Raw genomic sequence first — 23,823 nt, forward strand, 5'->3', positions numbered from 1 at the left:
CATGAGCATCCCCGCACCGCTGCACGACACCGAGCGCGTCCTCGAATGGGACGAACTGCCCGAACGGGTGCGCCAGGTACCAGCCGAGTTCAACCCCTTGGCCGCCGGCGTGCTCATGGCGCATCAATCCGACTGGATTCAGATGCAGCAAGCGCTGGACATTTCCATCTGCGAAAAAGGCCGACGCACCGGCATCACCTTCGCCCAAGCCCTGAGCGACACCATCACCGGCGCCAGCAACAAAGACGCCGGCGGCGACAACGTCTGGTACATGGCCGACACCCGCGAAAAGGGCTTGGAATACATCGGCTACGTCGGCAAATTCGCCCAGATCGTCGCGCGCGGCCAGGCCACGATGATCGAGCAGCACATCTTCATCGACCAACTGCCCGACGGCAGCAGCCGCAACATCCAGGCCTTTCGCGTGCGCTTCGCCAGCGGGTTCCGCATCACCGCCTTATCGTCGCGGCCGGAAAACATTCACGGCCTGCAAGGCCTGGTCAACATCGACGAAGCCGCGCTGCACAAAAACGTCGGCGCCGTGTTGGAATCGGCCACCGCCTTATTGATCTGGGGCGGGCGGATTCGCATTTGGTCGACGCACCGAGGCAAGAAAAACCCCTTCTACCAATTGGTTGCCGATGTGCGCGCCGGCCGCTATGGCAAACGCGCCGCCGTCATTCGCATTTCCTTCGATGACGCCGTCGCCAATGGCCTGTATGAACGGGTGTGCTTTATGCGCGGCATCGACGCCACCGATGCGGGCAAGCGTGACTGGTACCAGGCCATCCGGTTGGCCTATGGCCCACGCAAGGCCGCCATGCGTGAAGAACTCGACGTCATCCCGCGCGATGGCGAAGGCTCCGCCATCCCCGGCGTGTGGATTGAAAACGCCATGCCCGAAGTGCGCCCGGTGCTGCGCCTGGTGTTCGATGACGACTTCCCGCGCCGCAGCGAAGCCGAGCGCGACCTCTGGTGCCAAACGTGGATTGCCCAACACCTGGCGCCCGTGCTCGCCATTGCCCAGCATGGCTTCGACGGCCGCTGGGCCGTGGGCATGGACTTCGCCCGGCATCGCCACTTCTCGGTCATCATGCCCGCGAAAATCACCCAAACCTTAGGGCGGGACGTGCCCTTTGTGATCGAACTGGCCAACGCCCCCGCACGGCAACAAGAGCAAATTCTGTGGCACCTGCTCGACACCCTGTCGCGCTGGACCTTCGCCGGCGATGCCAGCGGCCCCGGGCAAACGCTCATGGAATACACCGGCGACCGCTACGGCCGCGCCGAACTGGATAAAGACCGGGGCATCTACTTTGGCGGGCCGGTGCACGAAGTCACCTTATCGCGCACCTGGTACGGCGAATGGATGAGCAAATACGTCGGCCTGTTCGAAGACGGCTACATCACCTTACCGCGCGACGCCTCGTTGGAAGACGACCACCGCGCGGTCGAATACGTCGACGGCATTCCCATGGTGCCGCGCATTGAACGGCGCGACCTGAAAGACCCCGAACTGATCCGCCATGGCGACGGTTCTATTGCCGGCGCGCTGATGTCGTTCGCTGCCATCAACACCACCGGCTATGAGATCGACTGGACCCCGGTGCCCACCCACGCCAGCGGCTGGTTAGCCAACCCGCGCGACGACGACAGCGACGACTTTATCAACCCCTTTGCCGGAGAAGGCGCATGGTAGCCACCCTCAAACTGCTCAAGCAGCTGTTCGGCCCAACCGCCAGCCAGGCCCTGAGCGAACGCCAAACCGACGACCCAAGCGACGCCGACCGCGCCGGCATCGGCTGGCTGAAACGCGACTTTGCCGAACACCCCACGCGCGGGTTAACCCCGGCCAAGTTGCACAGCATTTTGGAAGCCGCCGAGCAGGGCGACCTCATGGCCCAGTCGGACCTGTTCGATGACATGGAAGAGCGCGACCCACAAATCGGTTCCGATATGGCCAAGCGTCGCCAGCAGGCCGCCGAATTGGAATGGCAAATTGTCCCGCCCGATAACGCCAGCGCCCTGGAACGCAAAGCCACCGACCAAGCCATCGCCGTGTTCAGCGGGTTAGAAGTCGAAGACCTGATCCTCGACTTAGGCGCCGGCATCGGCCACGGCTTCGCCCACCTGGAACTGCCGTGGCAACGCTACGGCAGCGAACGGCTGATCGAACAGCCCATCCTGCGCCCGCACCGCTGGTTCCAGTTGCACCCGGACGACGCCGACCAGATAACGCTGCGCAATAACAGCGCCAACGGCGAACCCCTGTGGCCGCTCGGCTGGCTGCAACATCGCCACCGCGCCAAGCCTGGTTATGTGGCGCGCAGTGGCCTGCACCGGCAGTTAGCCTGGCCCTATCTGTTCGCCAACTACGCCTTAGGCGACTTAGCCGAACTGCTGGAAATTTACGGCCTGCCGGTGCGCCTGGGCAGCTACCCCAGCGGCGCTTCGAAAGAGCAAAAAGCCACCCTCATGCAAGCGCTCATCGGCATTGGCCATCGCGGCGCTGGCATGGTGCCCGACGGCATGAAGATCGACTTTAAAGAAGTGGCCAGCGGCCGCTCCGACCTGTTCGAAGCCATGTTGAACTGGTGCGAACGTGCCAAAGCCAAAGTCATCTTAGGCGGCACCCTCACCAGCGGCACCGGCGAAGGCACCAATACCAATGCGCTCGGCAACGTGCACGAACGCGGCCTGCAAAGCCTCATCCGTTCCGACGTGCGCCAATACGCCGGCACCCTCAACCGCGATCTGTTAGTACCGCTGGCGCTGCTCAACTTCGGCATCAGCGACCCGCGCCGCGCACCGCGCTTTTACCTCGACACCGGCGAAGCAGAAGACATCAAACACTTAGCCGACAGCCTGCCCACCTACGTTGACATGGGCGCCAAAATACCGCTGTGGTGGGTGCACGAAAAAACCCGCATCCCGCGCGCCACCGACGAAGAAATTGGCCGGGGCGACGTGCTGCAACCGAAAGCCGGCAAACCAGCGGCAGCGCTGGACGGCCTGGTCGGCGCGTCAGAATCGGTGCAGCAAACCGCGCTGAACGGCGCCCAGATTACCTCCCTGGCCGAGGTGATCGCCCAGGTGCAAAGCGGCCAGCTGAACCGCGAGCGCGCCCAGGCGCTTATTGAAGCGGGTTTCCCGGCCATCGCCCCCGACCAAGTGCAACGCCTGTTGGGCACCGCTGCCACCCGATCAAAACTGCCTCCCGGTTGGACCGCACTGCGCCCCGCCAGCGAACAAAGCCCAGCTCAGCCTGGCAGCTACACCGACCCGGCCACGCCTCAGTTAAGCACCGAGGCCGACGCCCTCGTCGGAGACTGGGCCAATCAGCTCGACGCCCTGATCGCCCAGGCAGAAACCGATGGGCTCACCCTAGAACAACTGCAAGACCGGCTGCTCGATGCCTTTGGCGACCTGCCCACTGAAGCGCTCACCGGCCTGATGGCCGACGCCTTCGCCGCCGCCACCTTAGCCGGCCGCGACAGCCTCGAAAGCCCAGGCGACGACGCATGATCAAGGCGGTGTTCAAGCAGCCGTTCGCCGAGCAGGTCGCGTACTTCAAGCGCAAACTGAACCTGCCCAGCACCGCTTGGGACGACCTCACCGGCGCCAGCCACGACCACGCCTTTGTCGTCGCCGGCGCCATGAAAGCCGACTTACTGGCCGACCTGCGCGAAGCGGTTCAGCAAAGCATTACGGAAGGCAAAAGCCTCGGCGCCTTCCGCCAGGCGTTCCGCGACCTCGTTGCCAAACATGGCTGGACCGGCTGGCGCGGCGAAGGCAGCGAGGCGGGCACTGCCTGGCGCACCCGCGTCATCTACAAAACCAACCTGGCCACCAGCTACGCCGCCGGCCGTTGGCAACAGATGACCGACCCGGAGCTGATGCGGCTGCGGCCCTATTGGCGCTACGTGCACAACACCGTCGAAAACCCACGGTTAAGCCACCTGCGCTGGCATGGCGTCGTGCTGCCCGCCAAGCACCCCTGGTTTAACAAACGTTACCCGCCCAACGGCTTCGGCTGTAACTGCGGCGTCGAAACCCTGAGCGAGCGCGACCTGGCCCGGCTCGGTCTCACCCCGGCCGACTTCAAGCCGCCACCGGGTGAGAGGGTCGAGCACCTCAACCCCAAAACCGGCGAAGTGACATTGCTGCCCGAAGGCATCCCCTACGGCTGGGACTACGCCCCTGGCGCCAGCGCCGCCGAGCGCGCCATCGCCGCACGCCGCAACCGGCTGGAAACGCTCGACCACGCCGTGGCCCGGCTGAACGTCGCCGAGTTGGTGGCGGCGCCGTTGTTCCGGCGGTTTTTTCACGGCGAGCTGCAGGGCGAATACCCCGTGGCCGTGCTGAAGCCGAGCGACCAAAGCGCGCTCGGCGCGCAGTCGGCGGTGGTGCTGTTGTCACAAGACAGTTTGCGGCGTCACCTAAACAGCCACCCCGAGATCGGGCTCGCCGACTACCGGACAGTGCAGACCATTCTGGATGAAGGGGAGGTGTACCAGCAGCCCCATCGAAAAGAGCGGCTGATCTATTTAACGGTGAAGGGCACGGTCTATCGGGCGGTGCTCAAGCGCACCAGTGATGGCAGGAAGAACTACTTTTTAACGCTCTTTAAAAACGAAACGGGCGCCAAGCCGAAACCTGACACCCGCATTCGTTAACGCTGATCACGGGGCACGCGCTCCCCGCTAGACCTCATCAACCCGTCTGGGCTGGGCTCGTAAGCGTTACGACGATCAGCCCTTAAAGTATAGGCTGCCCATGATTGAAATCAACATCGCCGACCAAGCGCTACTCGATGCCCTGGGGCGGTTGGCGAACAACAGCACCGGCTCGTTGCCAGCTTGGCAGAGTATCGGCGAAGCCCTGGTCAACAGCACTCAGCAACGCTTTCGCGAACACCAGTCGCCCGATGGCACGCCCTGGCAATCGTTATCGCCTGTCACCACCGAACGAAAAGGGCACGACCGGACCCTGGAAGGCGAAAGCCAGCAACTGGCCAAACAGATCAGCTACCGCGCCGTTTCAGATGGCGTCGCCGTTGGCAGCCCCATGGAATACGCCGCCATGCAACACTTTGGCGGCACCCGCGAGCAGTTCCCCAACCTCTGGGGCGACATTCCGGCGCGGCCGTTCTTGGGGCTATCGGACGGCGACGAAGACCAGGCGCTGGAAATCCTCACCGATTTTCTGAACCGCTAGCACCAAACTGAGACCCAACACTCAGAAGACAACAAAGCCTCTGGCCAGCCACGGCCAGCGGTTTAAAATCGGCCACGGCTGTGTGGGGCTATTACATCCTTCTGTGCCTCCCTGACCAGCGCTCGGGACATGGACGTCCCCGCCCCCGCAGCCTTCTTCCGGCGACAAGGATGTCCCGCGCGCCCACCCCTGTTTCGTATTTCCAAGCTCAGCCCCCCGACACACCAGCGCTCCAGCCGTTTCCAAAAAACTGAGTCCCCCAGCACAAAAACGGAACACTGGCCGAAAAAGTACTGGCTGGGCACTTTGGAGGCAGCCAATACTGGCGCCGGCTGTGTGAGGCCCCCCAAGCTGGAGCTGTTGGAATCCCCACCGGGACACGGACCCGTCCCGCCTCGCACAGCCTCCGTTTTGCCGCCCCACACTCAGCGGCGCTCTAAGCTCTGGCCCCTGGTAACCCGCCTGTTGGTCTGTTGATCATCGGCCGCCGCCGTTATAACGCGTTACGGATAGCTTGCCGCATCGATCCGAACGCTGTGGCTGCCAACCTACCCAACCCCGCCCGTTAAATTTTTGCAGAGGCAAAAAGACTCAGGCCATCGAATGCCCAACGATGGCCCCATGCGACTCTCTCAACAACATCCAACCCAACCCCTGCCAACGGCGACCGCCGTGGCGGCTTTGTCGGCTAGACCAGCGTCAGCGTCGGTCGCGGTGGTCGCCTGCGTGGCCGAACTGCCACAAGGCCAGGCGCCAACCGAACTGCTGCTGATACCTGCCGGCCATTTTCGCGCCCGCGATGGTCGGCCCGGCAACGAACATCCGTTCAGCGACTGGTTTCTCGATGCCAAAGCAGCCGCAGCGGTTATCGCCAAAGTCCGCGCTGCCGTGGGCGACTTCGTCATCGACTACGAACACCAAACCCTCTACGCCGAAACCTCGGGCCAGCCGGCGCCGGCCTCCGGCTGGTTCAAACAGCTGGAGTGGCGCGAGGGCCAAGGCCTGTACGCCACCGATGTGCGCTGGACCGCCCGCGCCTGCAGCCTGATCGAAGCCGGTGAATACCGCTATCTATCACCGGTGTTCGGCTTCGATCGGCACACCGGCACCGTCACCGATGTGCTGATGGCGGCCGTCACCAACTACCCGGCCATTGATGGCCATTCCGACCTGGTCGCCCGTGCGGCGGCCCGTTATAGCCCACCCCACGCCAAGGAGGATTCCACTGTGGACCGCCAACAACTGATCGAACTGCTCGGCCTGGCTTCCGATGCCACCGATGAGCAGATTCTCGCCGCTGTAAAAGCCGGCCGCGAGGCCAACACCAGCATGGAGGCCGTGCGCGGCGAACTGGCCATCACGGCCGGTGCCGATGCCAAAGGCGCCGTGGTGGCCTTAAAGCAAAAAGCCGACGCTGTTAAGCCCGACCTCAGCCAGTACGTGCCCAAAGCCGTGTACGACGAAAGTCAGGCCGCGCTCACCGCGTTGAAAGGCCAGACCGCCATCGCCGAAGTGGACCGGCTGATTGAAGAAGGCCTGGCCGATGGTCGCATTGCCGGCAAAGCCACCGCCGACTGGCTGCGTGAGCAGGGCCTGGTGGCGTTGAAAGCCCATCTGCAAGACAGCCCTGGCCTCGCCGCGCTGAAACGCACCCAAACCGATGGCAAAGCGCCGGTCGATAACACCGACGAACCCGCCACCCAACTCACCGCTGACGAACTCGAAGCCGCCAAGCTCATCGGCAAAACGCCGACCGAATACGCCGCTTTGAAAGCCCAGCACCTGGACGCCTAAGGAGGCCCCATGGCCATCGTTACCCCCGCATTGATCAAGGCGCTGTTTGTCGGCTGGAAAGGCGACTTCAAAAACGGCATGGAAAGCGCCAAACCGCAATGGCAGAAGATCGCCACCGTCATCAACTCGACCACCAAATCGAACACCTACGGCTGGCTGGGTAAGTTTCCCATGCTGCGCGAATGGGTGGGTGAACGGGTGATCAATTCCATGCAGGCGCATGGCTATTCGATCACCAACAAAAAGTACGAAAGCACCGTGGGTGTGGAACGCGACGACATCGACGACGACGAAGTCGGCATTTATACACCGATGTTCCAGGAGATGGGGCGGATGGTCGAAGTGCAGCCCGACCAATTGTGTTATGGGCTGCTCGCAGCGGGCATGTCGACGGTCTGTTACGACGGCCAGAACTTCTTCGACACCGAACACCCGGTGTACCCCAACGCCGATGGCACCGGCGAAGCCAAGCTGGTCAGCAACTACGACGCCAACGGCGGTGCCGGTACGCCCTGGTTCCTGCTCGATACCAGCCGCGCCATCAAACCGGTCATCCTGCAAAACCGCCGTGCACCCAACCTGGTATCGATGACCAAGCTCGACGACGAAGTGACGTTCATGCAGGACATCTACCGCTTCGGTGCCGACTGTCGGCGCAACGTCGGCTTTTCATTCTGGCAACTGGCTTATTGCAGCCGCAAACCGCTGACTGCCGAGAACCTCTGGGCAGGCATTACCGCCATGCGCAGTGTTGAAGCCGACGGCGGCCAAAAACTGGGCGTAAAGCCCAACCTGTTGGTGGTTGGCCCCGGCATGGAAAAAGAAGCCACCCGGATGTTGGAACGCGAGCTGGACGCCAACTCATCGAACGAGTTGAAAGGCCGGCTGGAGTTGGTGGTCGCGGATTATCTCTAACGCTTAACGCTTAACGGGAGACGCTAAACGCTGAACAGCGGCTCGGCGTCTCCAACGCAGGAGAATGAATTATGGCAACCGCCAAGAAAAAACCGGCCGCTAAAGCCGCCGAAACAAAACCGGAACCAACGCCAACCGAACCGGCCGGTGAGCCGAAGGCGGCAACGGAACCAACGCCCGCCGACCCGGCCAGCGAATCAACGGCAGGCGATCAGGCGCCGCAAACGGACGGCCAGTCGGCAACCCCAGACAAAGAGTCAACCGCAGACGACAGCGTAGCAGCCTTGTGGATTGAAGCCCTGTCCGACCAGGGCCGCTGGCGCTGTGGTTTCCAGTTCAACCGCGACGGCGTTGCCCTGGCGCTGGACGACTTGACCGACGAACAGGTCGCCGCGCTGAAGGCCGATCCCATGCTGCGCGTGCAGGCCATGGCGGACAGATGTGACTCCCAAACGGTAGCTGGCGGTTTGGACGGGGAGTAGCCTTTTTTGAGCGTCTATTGCACCCGGCAAGACCTGGTCGACCGCTTTGGTGAGGCCGATATCGCCCAACTCGAAGCGGGCCGACCGGGTGCCATTGCCGAAGCCATTGCCGATGCCGGCGCGCTGATCGACAGCTTCCTGGCCATTCGCTACGACCTGCCGTTGGCACTCGATGAGCAAGGCCAGGTGCCGGCGGTGCTGAACACCCTCAGCCGCGACCTGGTGCGCTACGCCCTCGAACACCAGCCCGGCGATGCCGTCAAAAAGCGCCGCGACGATGCCATGAAGTACCTCGACGCCCTGGCCAAAGGCCACGCCACCCTCGGCTTGCCCGAAGCGGTGGAACCCACCGGTGAAGACTTGGCCGACTGGGCCAGCTCGCCGTCGGTGTTCAGCCGGGAGCACCGTCGATGACTCTGGCCTCCATTGAAGAACGCCTAACGGGTCTGCCCAGCCTCAGTCGGGTGGCCTCAGCATTGGCCTTAGCGGCGGTGTTAGAAAAACCACCGCAACAAGGCGTAGAGGCCTGGGTGGTGCCGCTGACCGAACGGCCGTTGGAGCAACAGCGCGTGGCGGGCCCGGCGCTGCAACGACAGCAATTGACGTTCGGCATCGTGCTGGCCGTGCGCAGCCTGAACGACCCGCTGGGCGACCTGGGCAGCGCGCGGCTGACCGATGCCCGCCACCAGGTGCGCCAACGGTTGTTTGGTTGGACGCCCGACGGCGCCAATGTGCCTTGTTTATTAGGCAACGGCGACTTGTTAAAGCTCGATCAAAGCACCTTGTGGTGGTTAGACCGGTACAGCACAGCGGTGCAGTACCGGGCCGCAAGCGGCAGCTGACCGGGTGCACGACGCAAAAGGACTTTTCTGTTAACGATTGAAGGAACACAACCTCATGAACAACAACACCAACCGACGCCTGGTCTTGATCGGCCTGGAAACCGCCAGCGGCGAACTGGACGGCACCCTGCAAGCCCTGGAAGTGCAATCGGGCCTGGCCATCAAACCCGAAGGTGACGTTAAAAGCCGCGATGTGGTGCGACCCACTTTCAGTAAATCGGCCAGCGTGATCGGTGCCAAAAGCTACAGCATCACCCTGCCTTTGGAACTGAAAGGCGGCGGGCTCGATGCCGATACCGGCGAACTGAAAGCGCCCCCGCTGCACCCGGCCTTATTGGCCTGCGGTATGACCCAGGAAGCGGGTGCCATCCTCACCGTGCAAGACGCCTACGGCGACTTTGAACCGGGGGCCGAGGTCACCAACACCACCACCAACGACATCGTTGGCACCCTGGTGCAGGCCGTACCGGGTGCCCCTGGTGAGTTGGCGTTGTGGCTGCGCAACGTCCAAAACCTGCCGGCGCCCAACGACGAACTGGCCTGCGGAACCGCCGTCGCGACCGCCCAGCAACTGAGCAAAGCGCTGGTCTACCGGCCAGAATCCGACCGCAGCGCCCACCGCGCCGCCGTGCTGCATGCCCACTACGACGGCCAGCGGCGCATCGCCAAAACCGTGCGCGGCAGCTTCAGCTTCGAGTGGACAGCCGGCGAATTCTGCACCGTGCAATTCAACCTGATGGGCCTGTACCAAAGCCCCGACAACGTGCCGATGCCGGCGGCGGACTACAACGACAGCCTGCCACCGATCGGCCAATCGGCCGGCCTGCGGCTGGGCGATTACCCCAGCGACATCGGCACCATTGAAAAGCTGAGTTTCGACTGGGCCGCCGACGTGCAACCGGTGCCCGACATCAACAGCCCCGATGGCCGCCACAGCTACCGCATCGCCAACCGCGCACCCACCGGCAGCCTGAACCCCGAAAGCCTGCCGCTGGATGCCTTCAACCCCTTCACCCTGTGGGAGAACGGCGAAAAAGCGGCCATTACCGCCACTCTGGGGCAGGCAGCGGGTGAGCGCATCTCGCTGGTGGTGACTGGCGCTCGGGTGACCGGCATCAGCGACACCGAACGGGCCGGCAGCGACGCCTACGACCTGCCGTTCGAAGCCACCGGCCAAAACGACGACGAGTTTTATTTACTGTTTCACTAAGGGCGCGCAAGCGCTCCAACAGAACCGGGCGTACAACGCCCAATAAAACGTTCCGGCGCGACCCGCCAGAGCCACAGCAAACGCTGACCGGAAAGCACACCCAGCGGGCGACTGAATCACCACAAGGAGTGGCGGTTTGTTTTAGTGGCCCGCGTTTTCCGACCAGCATTCAGTAGGCGTACAACGCCATAGTGATAGGGAGTACAACCAACCGATGTTTACACTCAATACCCAACGCACCTGCCGTCTGCCTGTGTCGGTCATTTTGTATGACGACCAAGGCCAGCAGCACAAAGGCGAATTCCAGGCCACCTTCAAGGTGTTGCCCATCAACGAAGTACGCGCTATGAGTACCGACGAAAGCCTGCTCGATAAAGTGCTGGTCTCGGTGCACGACATTGAAGTGCCGGGCAAGGAAGGCGACGCCGTGCTCGATGCCGTGAAAAACGACCCCTCGTGCTCGACCGCATTGGTCAGCACCTACACCGCGCACATCGTAAAAAAGAACCAGGCGCGGCTTTAACAGAACTGGGCCGGGTGTGGGCCAATGGCGGCCCATCTCGGCTCAACACCGATGGCCTCGATGCCCTGGTCGATGCCGCCACCGCCGAACGCATCCGCTCAAAAAGCCCGCCCGCACCCACGCACCACCCGGTGCTGCCGGAGCACTGGCCCGCCCTGGAGTTGTTTTTGGCCTGCGCCACCCAGTGGCGGCAAGGGCCACTGGGCGGCCTCACCGGGCTGGATTATTCAGCCCTGGCCAGCGTGATGGACCTGCACCAGGTGCCACCGGGCGAACGCAAAGCGCGGTTGATGGAAGTGCAATGGATAGAGCGCGGCGCTTTGGAGGTGGTGCGCGAGCGTTATAAAGCCGGCCGATAAGGGCCGGCTTTTTCGTCTTTTGAAACACAGTTCACATTTGCAACGTAAACCGACTCGCTGGTCGGGGGGTGCTGGCGTAATCTGGGTGTCGAACATCCAGCAAAGGAGATGGTGGATATGTGGTTATTTGCAGGGTTAATAGGCCCGCTGGGTATGTTGTTAGGCGCGGGTGACAATCCGGTCATGTTCTATTTGGGTGTTGGCTTAACGGTGATCGGCTGGACCGGGTGGATCATTTCAATGTTCACCATTCCGACCTTCAACGACGATTGACCATTTCCCATCTGCGCAGTTCCGGCTAAACAGAGTATCGACATCCAGCAAAGGAGGTGGTGGATATGTGGTTATTGGCCGCGCTAGTAGGCCCGCTTAATCTCTTTTTCGGGCTTGGGAGTGGCGACCCTGTCATGCTCTATCTTGGTATCGGTCTCACGGTAGTGAGTTGGAGCAGGCTGTTTATTGGTTTGTTTATCAGCCTGCCACCCAAAGACGACTGCCTTAGTGAAGACTCATCTTCTGTTCGGCAATAGCTGAACAGCCCCACGAATAATCAGTTGACCCCCGGCCATCTGATTTTTGTTCCTGCAAAAAGACCTCAAGTTCCAGCCCCGGCAAGCTAACCCTTAACGTTCTATTGCCGGGGTTGCCATGCACCACACACCGTCTTGTCTTTCTGCGTTGGCAGCCGCCTACCTAGCACCATTGAACCGGGTGCGCCATGGCTGACGATCTCGTCCTTAAAGTCACCCTCACCGGCGATGGCCGGCAACTGAAAGGCACCCTGACCGATGCTCAGGGGCAGGTCCGTAAATTCAGCGACACCACCGAGACCGAGAACCGGCGGGCGCAAAGCAACTTCAGCAAAACCCGGAAAGGCGTGCAGTCGATCTCCACCCAGCTGGGGCAGGCTCGTGCCGCATTACTGGCGTTTTTGGGCGTTGGTCAACTGACCGAGATGGCCCGAAACATGACCCAAACAGCGGCCGCTTACCAGGACGCCCGCACGCGGCTTGAAGCGCTGTCAGGGTCATCCATCGCTTATGCAGTGAACGAGCAATACCTGATCGAGTTGGCCGAAGATCACCATAAAAACTTCCTTACCCTGGGCGACAGCTACAGCCGTTTGCTGACGTTGCAGAACAGCGGCTTGCTGACTCAAGAGAACAGCCGCGACATTTTGGAAGGCCTGTCCAATGCGGCCAGCGAATTAGGCGCGTCTAGCACCCAACTCGAACAAGCCATGTACGGCCTGAGCCAGGGCCTGTCGGCCGGGGTGTTACGCGCCGAAGAGTTCAACCAGGTGATGGAACCATTGCCGGGCCTCATGCAGCAGTTGGATCAAGCCGCCGGCCTGGGTGCGGGTGGTTTCCGCAAACTGGTGAACGAAGGGTCGGTGACCAGCGCGTTTTTTCGGGACACCTTGATCACTGCGCTGGAATCCTACGAGGGTGCGGCTGCCCGAACAGGCAAAAACCTGAACGCTCAATATGCCGATATTGGTAACAGCTATCTGATGTTGGCGCGTGCTTTGGAAGCGCCTCTCACCGACATGATGACGCCTGCTCTAACGGGCATTGGCAATGCCATGGACTATATGACCGATCATGCCGATACCCTGGTTCCGTTGGTTGAGAGCTTAGCGGAAGCGTTATTCATCGGTGGCGCGGCTTTCCTGGCATACCAACTCGCCGCCCATAGAGCCACCATTGCCACCTTAACGTTAAACGCAGCCATGAAAGCCAACGTCCTGATTGCCTTAGGCTCGGCCGCCCTCGGCTTAGCGCTGGCCTTCAAAGACTGGGGCGACGAAGCCGAAGCCACGGCCAGACGTCTGGCTACGGCCACCAGTGCTACCGATGACCTGCGCACCAGTGTGGGCTATTTGTCCGCCGCTCAGGTCGAGCAACAGAAGGTCGCCGTTGAAGCCAGCCGGGCCACCGCCCAAGCAGCGGTGGATGCACAGCGTGCAGCGGTGGCTGAACTGCAAGCCAAACTCGATAACCCCGGCGGCGGGCGGATGCGCCGAGGCTGGGCCAAGAATTTCGACGAAGAACAAGCGGCGCTCGATTCCCTCACCGCTGAGCTGGCCGAGTACGACGACCAACTGGCCTTGCTCGATGGCCGCATGGCCGAGTTGGCCGACGGTGGCAGCGCCGCTGGCGATGCGTTGGCCGAAGGCTTGGGCCAGGGTGTGGACGAAGTACAAAAGCTGCTCGATGACCTGCTGGCGCAATGGCACGAGCTGACCCAAAGCGACGCCGAGCAATTGGCCGGTCGCGTGCGCGCTGCCGGTGGCGGCGAGGCCGACGTGGCCGATGCTGAAGCGCTGCGCCAGATGATCGCAACCGAACGCGACCACCAGGCCGCGCTGCAAGCCACCGCCGACGCCCAGCAAAAGGTGCGCGATACCCTGGTGCAATTGCAAGCCGACTATTTGGCGTTGAACCAAACCGAACACGAGCGCCTGGCCGCCCAGTTGCGCGCCCAGGGTGCCAGCGATGCGCAGATCCGCCAGGCCATCGACCTCAGCCGGGCGATGAGCGACCAACAGGCGGCGCTCGATGCCAGTGCGGCCGCCGCCGCCGATTACGACGCCTGGCTGCAACAGGTGCGCGACGACCTGGCCGACTACCAGGCCCAACTCGACCCATTGGCCGATTATCAAGCACGCCTGGCGGAAGAAACCGAGCGGTTGCACGAGGCCGTGGCCGAAGGCGACCTGGAACAAACCGAGATGGACGCCGTGCTCGAACGCTGGCAACAGGGCCTGGACGAACTGGCCGGCCACCCGGCGCTGGAAAAACTCGCCGCTGGCCTCGACAGCTTTGCCGGCGGCGTGCTCGACACCGCCGATGCCATGCGCGGCATGTACGAACAAGGCTCCACCGAATACCAGCAGCTCACCGTGTTAATCCAGGCCATGCAGGTGGCCCAGGGCGTGGCGGCGGTGCTGAACCAGCTGGCGGCGGGCGACCCTTACACCGCCATTCCCAGGGCGGCGGCGGTGGCGGCCAGCATCGCGGCGCTGGGGGTGTCTATCGCTCAGTTGCAGGGCGGCTTCGAGGACGACTCCCAAGGCCGGCAAGAGACCCAAGGCACCGGCACGGTGTTGGGCGACGCGGCGGCCAAGAGCGAATCGATCGCTAACGCGGTGGAGATCACCGCCGACGCCACGCGCGAACTGGTGGGCATCAACCGCGACATGCTGCGTGCGCTGCAAAGCGTGCAACAGGGCATCAGCGGCGCCTCTAACCTGATCGTGCGCGACGCCCAGGCGGGCATCAACTTCGACCATGGCCTCGATATTAAAACCAACCTGTTCGATAACCCGCTGGGCAATGCGGTCGGCGACGTGCTCGGTGCTTATACCTTCGGCCTGGGTGGCAAGTTGTTCGATGCCATCGGCAGCTGGCTCGGTGGCAGCAGCAAGGTGACCGACCAGGGTATTATTCTGAACGGCGGCCAGTTGGGCGACCTGCGCGACGACGTCGATGGCAGCCTCTATCAGGATGTGAAATACAAAACCTGGAAGTTTGGAGAGACCCATCGCAGCCGCGACACCCAAGGGTTGGACGGTGCGGTGGAAGACCAGTTTGCGCTGGTGTTCGATGCCATTGCCAATAGCGTTTATGCCGGTGCTACGGCGCTGGGCCTGTCGGGCGATTCGGTGGCCGATTCCATCAATGAGTTCGTCATTAAAACCCAGCAGATCAGCCTAAAAGGCTTGTCCGCCGACGAGCAGCGCGCCGAGATCGAGGCGGTGTTTAGCCGCACTTTCGACCAGTTGGCCGGTTCGGTGGTGCCCTTCCTGAAGGAAATGCAACAGGCCGGCGAAGGCCTGGGCGAAACCCTGGCGCGGGTGGCCACCAACGTGCAGGTGACCGAGCAGGCCGTGGAACGGCTGGGCATTCAGGCGCAGAACACCGGCGTCGAACAATTTGCCCAACTGAGCACCGCCCTGGTCGAAGCCGCCGGCGGGGTGGAGCAATTTATCGCCGGTATGAATGGCTTTATTGAAGCCTTTGCACCGGAACAGCACCGGCTCGACCTCATGGCCACCGATTTGCAACGCGCCCTCGGTGGCGTCGGCCTCAGCCTGCCCGCCACGCGCGACGAACTGTGGGCGCTGATGCAAAGCCTCGATGCCTCGACCTCCGCGGGCCGTGCTCAAATTGCCACCTTGCTCGAACTCACCGGCCTGGCCGATGCGTACTACAGCCAGCTGGAAGACCAGGGCAAGGTGATGGAGCAGGTGTTGGGCAGCGCCGACGGCGCGGCCTTAAGAGAGTACTTCGCCGACCTGTCGGACTTTGTCAGCGCCGAATCGGCCGCCATCGAGCAAAGCTACAACGAACGCATTCAACTGTTGCAAGAGCAAGGCCGCATTGCCCGCGAGCTGCGCGACTACACCGCCCAGTTGCGGCTGTCGGACCTGTCGCCCGCCGAGCCGGCCGAAAAACTCGACCAGGCCAGCGCCCGCTTTGCCGAGCTGTTGGTGAAAGCCGAAGCCGGCGACCTGGACGCCGCCCGCGAGCTGCAAGCCGCCGCCGATACCTACCTGCAAAACGCCGATGCTTACTACGGCCGCAGCGATGCCTACGGCGCGATTTTTGACGACGTGGTCAACGCGCTGGATCAGCTCGGCCTCGATCTGGAAGCCGGCAGCAGCGAAGCCGTGCTGGCCGAACTGAACGAGCAGATGCTGGCCGAACAGCAAGCACTGCGCGACCTGATCGGCCAGGAACTCGACTGGGCGGTGGCCAGCTACGACCAACTGAGCACGGTGGCCGAGTTACTGAATGCCTTGCCCGCCGATTTAGCCGGCAGCCTGCAAGCGCTGCTGGCCGAGCCGGAAACCGACACCGCACCCGAAGTGCCCGACCGCCCCGACGGCAGCCACCGCACAGGCCTGGCGCGGGTGCCGTTCGACGGCTACGTGGCCGAGCTGCACCAGAACGAGCGCGTGCTGACCGAGCGCGAAGCCCGCCAGTACGACAGTGGTGTCAGCCAGGCCGTGGTGGCTGAACTGGAACGGCTGCGCGCTGAAGTGGCGGCCTTGCGCAGCGAACAACGGCAGGCCCACCGCACCGCCGAAGGCCAGCGCAGCGACCACAGCCGCAGCCTCGATGCCGTGGCCCGGCACAGCCGTCCGCCGGTGGAGGTGCTCTAATGCCGCTCACCGATGCTCAATACTCGGCCTGGCTGCAAGACCCATCCGCCCGCCGGGTGCTGCTGGCGGAGCTGCACCACGCCCAGGGCGTGGAGTATGTGGCCAGCCAGCCCTACGTGAGCCGACCCACCGACAGCGCGCCGAACCGAGTGTATGACGACCTGTTGCGTGGCGCGGTGGACATCACCACGCGCCTGGATGGCCACCCGGAGTTGGGCGAGCTGGTGTTGGTGGACGATGACACTCTCCGCCATTGGGCACGCTATGCGTGGCGGGGCTGGCCGTTGACCCTGTATTTGGGTGCGCCCGACTGGTCGCTCAATGACTTCCGCCCGCTGGCCCGGCAAACCAACGCAGGTTTACTCAGTGCCCGGCGCGGCGAGATACGGTTGGGCGTGTACGACGCCAGCAGCCAACTCGACCGGCCCATCGCCCGCGACCGCCTGCCCGATGGCCAGCCGGTGCCGCTGATTCTGGGCCAGGTGCTGGGCGCCGAGGCGGTGCGCATCGATACCGAAACGCTGACCTACCAGGTGTCGCAATTGCCGCTCGAGGCGCTGGTGGTGCGCGATGGCAACGGTCCGCTGCTCACCCACAGCGCCGATCTGGCTCATGGCCAATTCACCACCGAGGCCTACAGCCCGCGCACCTTGCGTTGCGAGGTGACCGAGGCGCACACCACACCCTTGCAGGTGGTGCAGTGGGTGGCTGAGCAATACGGCCTGCCGCTCGACCCGACTCTGGCGCTGCCCAACCGTCTGCCTGACTACCGCCTGGGTTTGCGTTATGGCGGCGAGGTGAGCGGCCGGCAGATCCTCGATGAGGTGTGCAGCGCCATCAGCGCGCACTGGTCGATCAACCTGCTGGGCGAATTGAGCGTGCGCCGCCTGGTGCTGCCCACTCAGGCCGACCTGACCTTGGCGGCCGACGACCTGGCGCTGAACGGCCTCAGCCTGACCAGCACCCAAGAGCCACTGGCCAGTTTGACGCTGCGCTATGCGCAGAACCACAGCCCACTCGATGAAGTGGCGGGCAGCCTGAACGACACCGATCCGGCCTTGGCTGAACGGCTGCGCACCGAATGGCTGGCCAGCACCGCCACCAACGCCGTGGCCGCCTATCCGCTGGCACCGGAGCAAACGCTCGACACCGCCCTGGTCGACATCGATGACGTGAACGCCGAGCTGCAACACCGGCTGGCGTTGCGCTCGGTGCGCCGGGAAGTGTGGGAACTGAAGGCGTTTTTGCCCGCCGATGCCGCCCTGACGGGCAAAGCGGTGGCGGTGGATCATCCGCGTCTGGCCGGTCGCTTGGGGCGCATTGTCAGCACCCGGCTGTCGCCGATCCGCGAACAACTGACCTTGGAGGCGTGGTTTTAATGACCGACCTGACGCTGCGCATTCTGGCGCGCAATCTGCACGACCAAGCCACCCTGAGCGCCACCAGCGAAGCGCTGCCCATTGCCCATACCCAGCGCTCGGAACGGCCGCGCGTCTGGCGCAGCGAGGGCGTGGCCGAGCAGGTGATTCACGCCGAGCTGCCGGTGGGTGGCCTGGTCGATTGCGTGGCCCTGGTGCGCCACAACTTGGGCGCCGGCGGCCTGCATCGTGTTGAGCTGCTTTATGGCGAGCAGGTGGTGTACGACAGCGGCCAGGTGGCCACCGCCATCATCCTGCCCGCTGGCCTGTGGCGCGCCGGTGTGGACCCCTGGGGCGCCACCTTCAACGACCAACTGCCCGGCAACGTGCCCATCACCGTGCACTGGATCGACCGACCCTACCTGGTGACCGGCTACCGCCTCACGCTCGGCGGTGTGCCCACGAATGACTATATGGAAGTGGGCCGCATCATTGTCGGCGAAGCCTTCCGGCCGCAGACCAACGTGGCCTGGTCGCCGGTGATTGAGTGGCAGGAGAGCGGTGAGCACGTCACCACCGAAGCCGGTTCGCTGCGCACCGTGGGCCTGGCCGATCAGCGTCGCCGCATTCAGGTGGACCTCGACTGGCTGAACGATGCCGACCGCGCCCGCCTGGTCAGCCTGTTAGGCAAAGCGGGCCTGGGCGCCGACCTGCTGGTGTCGCTCTACCCACAGGCGCACAGCGTTATGCAGGAACTGGAAGGCACCCTGGTGTGCCGCCGCGAAACCAGCCTGAAAACCACCCACAACCTGCCGGGCAACTGGCAGTCATCGCTCACCTTTTTGGAGGTTTAACCATGCCCAGCCCTATTCGAACCCCCACGCCCATTAACCTTGTGCCGCAGCGCGTGCAAGTAGGCGATACCCTGGAATTCGTCGACAAAATCAACCAGACCCAGGCCACCTTCGAGACCTTTTCCGACGAACTGAACACCTTCAGCGACGACCTGCGCACCGTGGCCGGCGAGGCAGAGCACGCCGCCCAGCTGGCCATCTCCGGCGTAGTGTTCGTGGGCGTGTGGGACCCAGCCGACGGCGACCCGCCCGTGCCCAGCATCGATGGCCAGGCCATCAACGGCTTCTACCGCATCGTCGGCGATGGCCTGTTGCACGGCCAGGCGGTGGTATCGGGCGATGAGCTGATGTACGAGGTGGACGCCGACGCCTGGTTTCGGATTGGGCGGGATCGGGACAGTTATTCGAAGGTGGAGGCGGATGAGCGGTATTACACCAAGGACGCATCAGACAATCGGTACTTCACCAAAGACGCATCGGATAACCGTTTTGAGGCCCGCTTCCCGGCGGGTACGCGGATGTTGTTTCAGCAGAGCACCGCGCCCGTGGGGTGGGTGAAGGTGACCGATGCAGCGATGGATGATCGAGCGTTAAGGATTGTGACGGGTGCGGTTAGTCAGGGTGGCTCGGCTGGGTTTAAGGCGGCGTTTAACAGCAGCGTTTCCGTCAGTGAGGCGGGGGCGCATGGGCATGAGGTGACGGTGGCTGGACGGAGCCTAACTAAGGAGCAGATCCCGAGCTTATATAGTTGGATCTATTACGTACCTCTAAAATTGCCGAGTGTTGGTGGCGTTTTCACGTATGAAGAATCTTCTGTTATAAAAGGAACAGATATATCTAATGGCAACGCGCCTTTAAACTTACTTAGATTAGACGTTGGCAGGAGCCATTCCCACGACCACGCCGCGAATGCTTCCAGCGCTGAAGCCCACAGCCATGCCTTCAACCTGAACGTCGCCTACACCGACGTTATTATCGCGGTGAAACAATAATGGCCCGCCGCGATAAACCCCTGTGCCCACTGTTGCGCAAGCCCTGTATTGAGGGTGAGTGCACGTTCTGGATTCACATCCGTGGGCGACATCCGCAAACCAACCAGCCGGTCGATCACCACGACTGCGCCGTCCGTTGGCAACCCATACTGCTGATCGAAAACAGTGCCCAGCAACGCGCCACTGGCGCGGCGGTTGAATCGTTCCGTAATGCCATGGTCGAGGCCAATGCCAATAGCCAGCGGCTGCTGGCCGAGACCGCCCATCAAAACCACTTATTGAGGAAACCCCAGCCATGAGACTGATTTTTGTATCCGACGACCGCCAGGTCAGCATCAACGGCGAAGCCCGCACGCTCGAAAAAATACCCGAAGCCGTGCCCGCCAACATCCACGCGGTGCAGGTGTACAACACCTACACCGAAGTGGAACTGCGCAGCGCGAAAAATGAGGTGTTCAGCGAGCCACCCGAATACGTGCAAGCGTTGGTGGCCGCCTGGGAAGCGGCGCCCCCGCGCGACGCGGTACCGGCAGAAGAAACGCCTGGCAACCAGGCGTAAAAGAGAGGGCGACCGAGCCGGGTGCACGAACACCCGGCCCGGTCCCCAGTCCGCAGTAACGGCTGCAAACCAGGCCAGGCCCTCCGCTCTCGCGAGAGCCGGGTTAGATTACCAGATTGAAACGGGTTTGCTGATCGTGAAAGAACTACGTTGTGGCCATTGCCAGCGCAAACTGGCGATGGTCGAAGGCATCTATCAATTGCAGATTAAGTGTCCGCGTTGCGGCACCTTTAACACCATCGAATCGAAGGCCACCGAGCCTCCTAATGCGCGCAGCCCGACTGCCGATTGTGGAGGCACCCATGCCAACCCCAAAGCAAGCGCCCGGCCGTAATGGCTTTCACTACAAACCCAAGTATGGCCTGGTGGTGGTCTGCCGTGACGAAGCCGCGCAGCAGGCCGCCTACCAGACACTGAAAAAGCAGGGCTATAAACTGAAGGTGGTGTGCGTATGAAGGTGTGCATCCGTCACCGCAGCCCCGACTTTCAAAGCTACCGAGCGGCTCGGGTTAAAAGCTTGTTCAACGTCGACAGCGGCCACCGCTTCGACCTCGACGCCGACCTCCCCATCGAAGATCAGCCCTGGCAACTGGGCGTCGTGGTTGGTCCATCAGGCAGCGGCAAAAGCTCCATCGGCCAGCAGCTCGGCCCGCTGTACCAACCCACCTGGCCCAGCCGCCAAGCCATCATCGACGCCATCGACCCTGGCGGCTCGTTCGATGCGGTGGCCGCCGCCCTATCAGCCGTGGGCTTAGGCAGCGTGCCCACCTGGTTGCGGCCCTACCCGGTGCTCTCCACCGGCGAGCAATTCCGCGCCAACTTAGCGCGCCTGGTGTGCGAAGCACCGGCCCTGGCCGTGGTGGATGAATTCAGCTCGGTGATCGACCGGCAGATCGCCCGCATTGGCGCCAGCGCCTTCGCCAAAGCCTGGCGCCGCACCCAGGGGCGGGCGGTGTTGCTGTCGTGCCACCACGACATCCTCGACTGGCTGCAACCCGACTGGGTGTTCAACACCGCCACCGGCCAGTTTCAATGGGGGTGGCTTCGGCCCCGGCCTCAGCTCGAACTCGACATCCACGCCGCCCGCCAACGCGACTACCAACCCTTTGAAACGCATCACTATTTAAAGCTGCCGCCGATGATCGCCGCCAGCCACTACACCGGCTGGATCGACGGGCAGCCGGTTGCCCACGTCGCCTTTTCCACCCGGCCAGGCCTGGTGGAAGCGCGCGCCTGCCGCTTAGTCGTCATGCCCGAATGGCAAGGCGCCGGCGTGGGCGTGCGCTTCCTCAACGCCGTGTGCGACCTTTGGCTGGCTGGCCACAACCGCTATGGCTTGCCACTGCGCACCCTGTTTCACACCAGCCACCCCGGCCTGGCAGCGGCCCTGCGTCGTCACCCACACTGGACGCAAGTCTCAGCCGCCTTAACCGGCGGTAGCAAAGTGCGCAGCGCACGCAGTTTGGCACACAGCCGGCAACGCAAAGGAGCGGCCGTATCCGGCAGCGGGTTTGGTGGCCACTTTCGCGCTGTGCAGGGGTTTCGCTACCTGGGGCCGGACGCATGAAGCTGGTCATCATTGGCCAGCAGTGGCTCGCCGCCGAACTGCTCAGGCAGTGCCGGCAAAGCAAACACCAGGTGTTAATGGCCATCGCCCCAAATGACACCGACCGCCTGGCCAAAGTAGCCCAATCCGCCGGCATACCGCTGGGCCATCACCCCAACGACTGCCCACCGTGCGACCTCATCCTGGCCGCCCATGCGCACAGCTACATCAGCACCGACGTTCGCCAGCGAGCCCGTCTGGGCGCCCTGGGTTACCACCCCAGCTTGCTGCCCCGACATCGAGGCCGCGACGCCATCCGCTGGGCCATCCACATGCGCGAACCGATCACCGGCGGCAGCCTCTACTGGATGGACGACCAAGCCGACACCGGCCCCATCGTCCGCCAAGCCTGGTGCCACATCCACCCCAACGACACCGCCACCACCCTATGGCGACGCGAACTAGGCCCAATGGGCCTGCGCTTATTTGCGGAGGTGTTAGCCGAACTGGACGCCGGCGCAGTGTTACCAGGCGAGCCTCAAAACGAAGCCCTGGCTAGTTGGGAGCCGGCGTTTGAGAGGGAGCGGTTACGGGTTAAGCCGTGAACTATAGTAGCCTACACCCACCCCCAACCGACCAGAGCGCACCATGACACCAACCGAAGCCGCAGCGGCTGCTGAAGCTTTTAGCCTGGAAGACCTAGCATTGATTGTGGCCACGTTGACGGGTGTTATTAGTCTATTGTGGCAAGTGTTTCGGTACTTTAAAGAAGGGCCGAAGTTGCGAGTAAGGGTGGCTCAGCATCTGACACTTAGTGTCGGTGGAGTCCCTGTAAGGTCAGACAAAATGGTCGCTGTATTCATTTCCAATAATGGAACACAGGCAACCACATTAGTCGGCTTGGTGATGGTGAGATATGAGGGCAAGTTTGACCGGTTACTTCGAAGGAAAATGCACTCACATATTAGGTTCACACATTTTGAAGACGGGGTTATTCCTCATAAGTTGCAAGCAGGCGATGTCTGGCGAGGAATGGTGTACCAAGAGGACGTAGATGAATATTTCGAAAGAGGCGGTACCTTCTATATAGGCTTACTACACTCGTACAACGAAAAGCCTGCTTTGACTCGCATTCAACCTGAACCCGAAGCGGATAACAAATTGGGGGAAGACTTAAGCAAGGGAAGCTAACTCGGTCGTGCACTACATTGACCAGTTTTTGAAACTCATTTACTCAGTAGGCAAGAACAGAAAAACTTAAATATGGCGCGCGCAGCAAAGATTTATCGCGCGCGCCTACAGCTGTCGATCAAGGTATCGCCCATACCAATAACTTTATAGGTATCGCCAACCCGAAAAATATCGGTATCGGGCAGTCCGATATGCACTGGATCAATAGCGGGAACTTTGAATTTAATCAGCGCCAAGTCATTGCCAGTAGAAAGCCCTCTGTAGTCCGGGTGGATCAACACAGTTGAATCAGACTTGGTAACTTCTAGTTGTTCATCACCTGTATAAGCAAGATAACCGGTATAAAAGAAGCCTTCGAAGTCACCTACATTGGATAGACCATCGCTCGGGGCGGTTTTGCAGATCGGGTTACCACTGGCGCTAGGATCAGTGCAGTATTCGTACTGCATGTACGAATCACCGACTGAATTTCTTGTCGCATTCGGGTTACCAATCAAGGCCGCAAAGGTCGCACCTTCGGGAATCACTTCAACACAGTGGGCAGCTGTCAATACCAGTCCATCACCAAGATAGACACCACCACAGAGAGGGTTCCAATGTTCACCACCACCATTTCCGGACCAGCTAAATGGTTCCATCAGTGCGACAAAAAACTGACCTTCCTCACCTGCTAGTTCGTCGCCGTTTACAATTCTAGGTGTATTCGTTTGGTGTGCGCTTGCTGCTTGACAGCATAATAATGCGGCCAAAATGATGAATTTTTTCAAAGCCTGATCCCTGCCTTACTGTGATATTTTAATCACGACAATCA

25 protein-coding genes are annotated in these 23,823 nt (G+C 62.1%); 24 read left to right on the forward strand and 1 reads right to left on the reverse strand.

Going from position 1 to position 23,823, the window contains the following annotated elements; genetic code table 11:
* Position 1 precedes the first annotated feature (1 nt).
* From ACXAE6_RS04015 to ACXAE6_RS04130, 24 genes are all read left to right on the forward strand, one after another.
* Positions 2 to 1,699 (forward strand): hypothetical protein, encoded by a 1,698-nt coding sequence (locus ACXAE6_RS04015; protein WP_475144839.1) that lies wholly within the window; start codon positions 2 to 4, stop codon positions 1,697 to 1,699.
* Entirely contained in the window at positions 1,693 to 3,525 is a 1,833-nt protein-coding gene (locus ACXAE6_RS04020; protein WP_475144841.1) for a DUF935 domain-containing protein, read from the forward strand. The genes ACXAE6_RS04015 and ACXAE6_RS04020 overlap by 7 nt, the downstream gene beginning before the upstream one ends.
* Positions 3,522 to 4,676 (forward strand): phage head morphogenesis protein, encoded by a 1,155-nt coding sequence (locus ACXAE6_RS04025; RefSeq protein ID WP_475144843.1) that lies wholly within the window; start codon positions 3,522 to 3,524, stop codon positions 4,674 to 4,676. Before ACXAE6_RS04020 ends, ACXAE6_RS04025 begins: the two co-directional genes overlap by 4 nt.
* Before the next feature lie 100 nt (positions 4,677 to 4,776).
* A complete protein-coding gene (locus ACXAE6_RS04030; RefSeq protein ID WP_475144846.1) occupies positions 4,777 to 5,217 on the forward strand; it encodes a phage virion morphogenesis protein in 441 nt (146 codons plus the stop codon).
* A gap of 621 nt (positions 5,218 to 5,838) precedes the next feature.
* Entirely contained in the window at positions 5,839 to 7,011 is a 1,173-nt protein-coding gene (locus tag ACXAE6_RS04035) for a phage protease (protein WP_475144847.1), read from the forward strand.
* Positions 7,012 to 7,020: 9 nt separating this feature from the next.
* A complete protein-coding gene (locus ACXAE6_RS04040) occupies positions 7,021 to 7,926 on the forward strand; it encodes a Mu-like prophage major head subunit gpT family protein (protein WP_475144849.1) in 906 nt (301 codons plus the stop codon).
* 71 nt (positions 7,927 to 7,997) lie between these two features.
* Positions 7,998 to 8,408 carry a hypothetical protein gene (locus ACXAE6_RS04045; RefSeq protein ID WP_475144851.1) on the forward strand — a complete coding sequence of 137 codons (411 nt, stop codon included), beginning with the start codon at positions 7,998 to 8,000 and terminating at the stop codon, positions 8,406 to 8,408.
* 6 nt (positions 8,409 to 8,414) lie between these two features.
* Complete coding sequence (locus ACXAE6_RS04050) at positions 8,415 to 8,822, forward strand: gp436 family protein (protein ID WP_475144854.1); 408 nt, start codon at positions 8,415 to 8,417, stop codon at positions 8,820 to 8,822.
* Positions 8,819 to 9,250: a phage tail terminator protein gene (locus tag ACXAE6_RS04055; protein ID WP_475144858.1), complete on the forward strand. Its 432-nt coding sequence runs from the start codon at positions 8,819 to 8,821 to the stop codon at positions 9,248 to 9,250. The genes ACXAE6_RS04050 and ACXAE6_RS04055 overlap by 4 nt, the downstream gene beginning before the upstream one ends.
* Positions 9,251 to 9,305: 55 nt before the next feature.
* Entirely contained in the window at positions 9,306 to 10,460 is a 1,155-nt protein-coding gene (locus ACXAE6_RS04060) for a phage tail tube protein (RefSeq protein WP_475144860.1), read from the forward strand.
* Between the two features lie 214 nt (positions 10,461 to 10,674).
* Positions 10,675 to 10,983 (forward strand): hypothetical protein, encoded by a 309-nt coding sequence (locus ACXAE6_RS04065; protein ID WP_475144862.1) that lies wholly within the window; start codon positions 10,675 to 10,677, stop codon positions 10,981 to 10,983.
* Positions 10,917 to 11,342, forward strand: coding sequence for a DUF1799 domain-containing protein (locus ACXAE6_RS04070; protein ID WP_475144864.1), 426 nt, complete (start codon positions 10,917 to 10,919; stop codon positions 11,340 to 11,342). The genes ACXAE6_RS04065 and ACXAE6_RS04070 overlap by 67 nt, the downstream gene beginning before the upstream one ends.
* 117 nt (positions 11,343 to 11,459) lie before the next feature.
* A complete protein-coding gene (locus ACXAE6_RS04075; RefSeq protein ID WP_475144867.1) occupies positions 11,460 to 11,615 on the forward strand; it encodes a hypothetical protein in 156 nt (51 codons plus the stop codon).
* A 445-nt stretch (positions 11,616 to 12,060) separates the two neighbouring features.
* Entirely contained in the window at positions 12,061 to 16,512 is a 4,452-nt protein-coding gene (locus ACXAE6_RS04080) for a tape measure protein (RefSeq protein WP_475144869.1), read from the forward strand.
* Positions 16,512 to 17,891, forward strand: a complete 1,380-nt coding sequence (locus ACXAE6_RS04085; RefSeq protein WP_475144872.1) for a hypothetical protein — start codon at positions 16,512 to 16,514, stop codon at positions 17,889 to 17,891. Before ACXAE6_RS04080 ends, ACXAE6_RS04085 begins: the two co-directional genes overlap by 1 nt.
* A complete protein-coding gene (locus tag ACXAE6_RS04090; RefSeq protein WP_475144874.1) occupies positions 17,891 to 18,724 on the forward strand; it encodes a hypothetical protein in 834 nt (277 codons plus the stop codon). The genes ACXAE6_RS04085 and ACXAE6_RS04090 overlap by 1 nt, the downstream gene beginning before the upstream one ends.
* Positions 18,725 to 18,726: 2 nt before the next feature.
* Positions 18,727 to 19,716: a hypothetical protein gene (locus ACXAE6_RS04095; RefSeq protein WP_475144875.1), complete on the forward strand. Its 990-nt coding sequence runs from the start codon at positions 18,727 to 18,729 to the stop codon at positions 19,714 to 19,716.
* Complete coding sequence (locus ACXAE6_RS04100) at positions 19,716 to 20,015, forward strand: hypothetical protein (protein WP_475144879.1); 300 nt, start codon at positions 19,716 to 19,718, stop codon at positions 20,013 to 20,015. Before ACXAE6_RS04095 ends, ACXAE6_RS04100 begins: the two co-directional genes overlap by 1 nt.
* The gene (locus ACXAE6_RS04105) at positions 20,012 to 20,275 is read left to right on the forward strand and encodes a hypothetical protein (protein WP_475144881.1); all 264 of its coding nucleotides are present in this window, start codon (positions 20,012 to 20,014) and stop codon (positions 20,273 to 20,275) included. The genes ACXAE6_RS04100 and ACXAE6_RS04105 overlap by 4 nt, the downstream gene beginning before the upstream one ends.
* 136 nt (positions 20,276 to 20,411) lie before the next feature.
* Positions 20,412 to 20,609, forward strand: coding sequence for a Com family DNA-binding transcriptional regulator (locus tag ACXAE6_RS04110; protein ID WP_475144883.1), 198 nt, complete (start codon positions 20,412 to 20,414; stop codon positions 20,607 to 20,609).
* Positions 20,578 to 20,730 carry a hypothetical protein gene (locus tag ACXAE6_RS04115; RefSeq protein ID WP_475144885.1) on the forward strand — a complete coding sequence of 51 codons (153 nt, stop codon included), beginning with the start codon at positions 20,578 to 20,580 and terminating at the stop codon, positions 20,728 to 20,730. The genes ACXAE6_RS04110 and ACXAE6_RS04115 overlap by 32 nt, the downstream gene beginning before the upstream one ends.
* Positions 20,727 to 21,842 (forward strand): GNAT family N-acetyltransferase, encoded by a 1,116-nt coding sequence (locus ACXAE6_RS04120; RefSeq protein WP_475144889.1) that lies wholly within the window; start codon positions 20,727 to 20,729, stop codon positions 21,840 to 21,842. The genes ACXAE6_RS04115 and ACXAE6_RS04120 overlap by 4 nt, the downstream gene beginning before the upstream one ends.
* On the forward strand, positions 21,839 to 22,426 hold the full coding sequence (locus tag ACXAE6_RS04125; RefSeq protein ID WP_475144891.1) for a formyltransferase family protein: 588 nt from the start codon (positions 21,839 to 21,841) through the stop codon (positions 22,424 to 22,426). Before ACXAE6_RS04120 ends, ACXAE6_RS04125 begins: the two co-directional genes overlap by 4 nt.
* A 43-nt stretch (positions 22,427 to 22,469) precedes the next feature.
* On the forward strand, positions 22,470 to 23,012 hold the full coding sequence (locus tag ACXAE6_RS04130) for a hypothetical protein (protein WP_475144893.1): 543 nt from the start codon (positions 22,470 to 22,472) through the stop codon (positions 23,010 to 23,012).
* A gap of 92 nt (positions 23,013 to 23,104) precedes the next feature.
* Here the strand turns inward: ACXAE6_RS04130 and ACXAE6_RS04135 are convergent, their stop codons facing one another.
* Positions 23,105 to 23,779, reverse strand: a complete 675-nt coding sequence (locus tag ACXAE6_RS04135; protein WP_475144895.1) for a trypsin-like serine protease — start codon at positions 23,777 to 23,779, stop codon at positions 23,105 to 23,107.
* Between the last annotated feature and the right edge of the window lie 44 nt (positions 23,780 to 23,823).

The sequence above is a fragment of the Saccharospirillum sp. ABV4_185 genome (genome assembly GCF_056159245.1).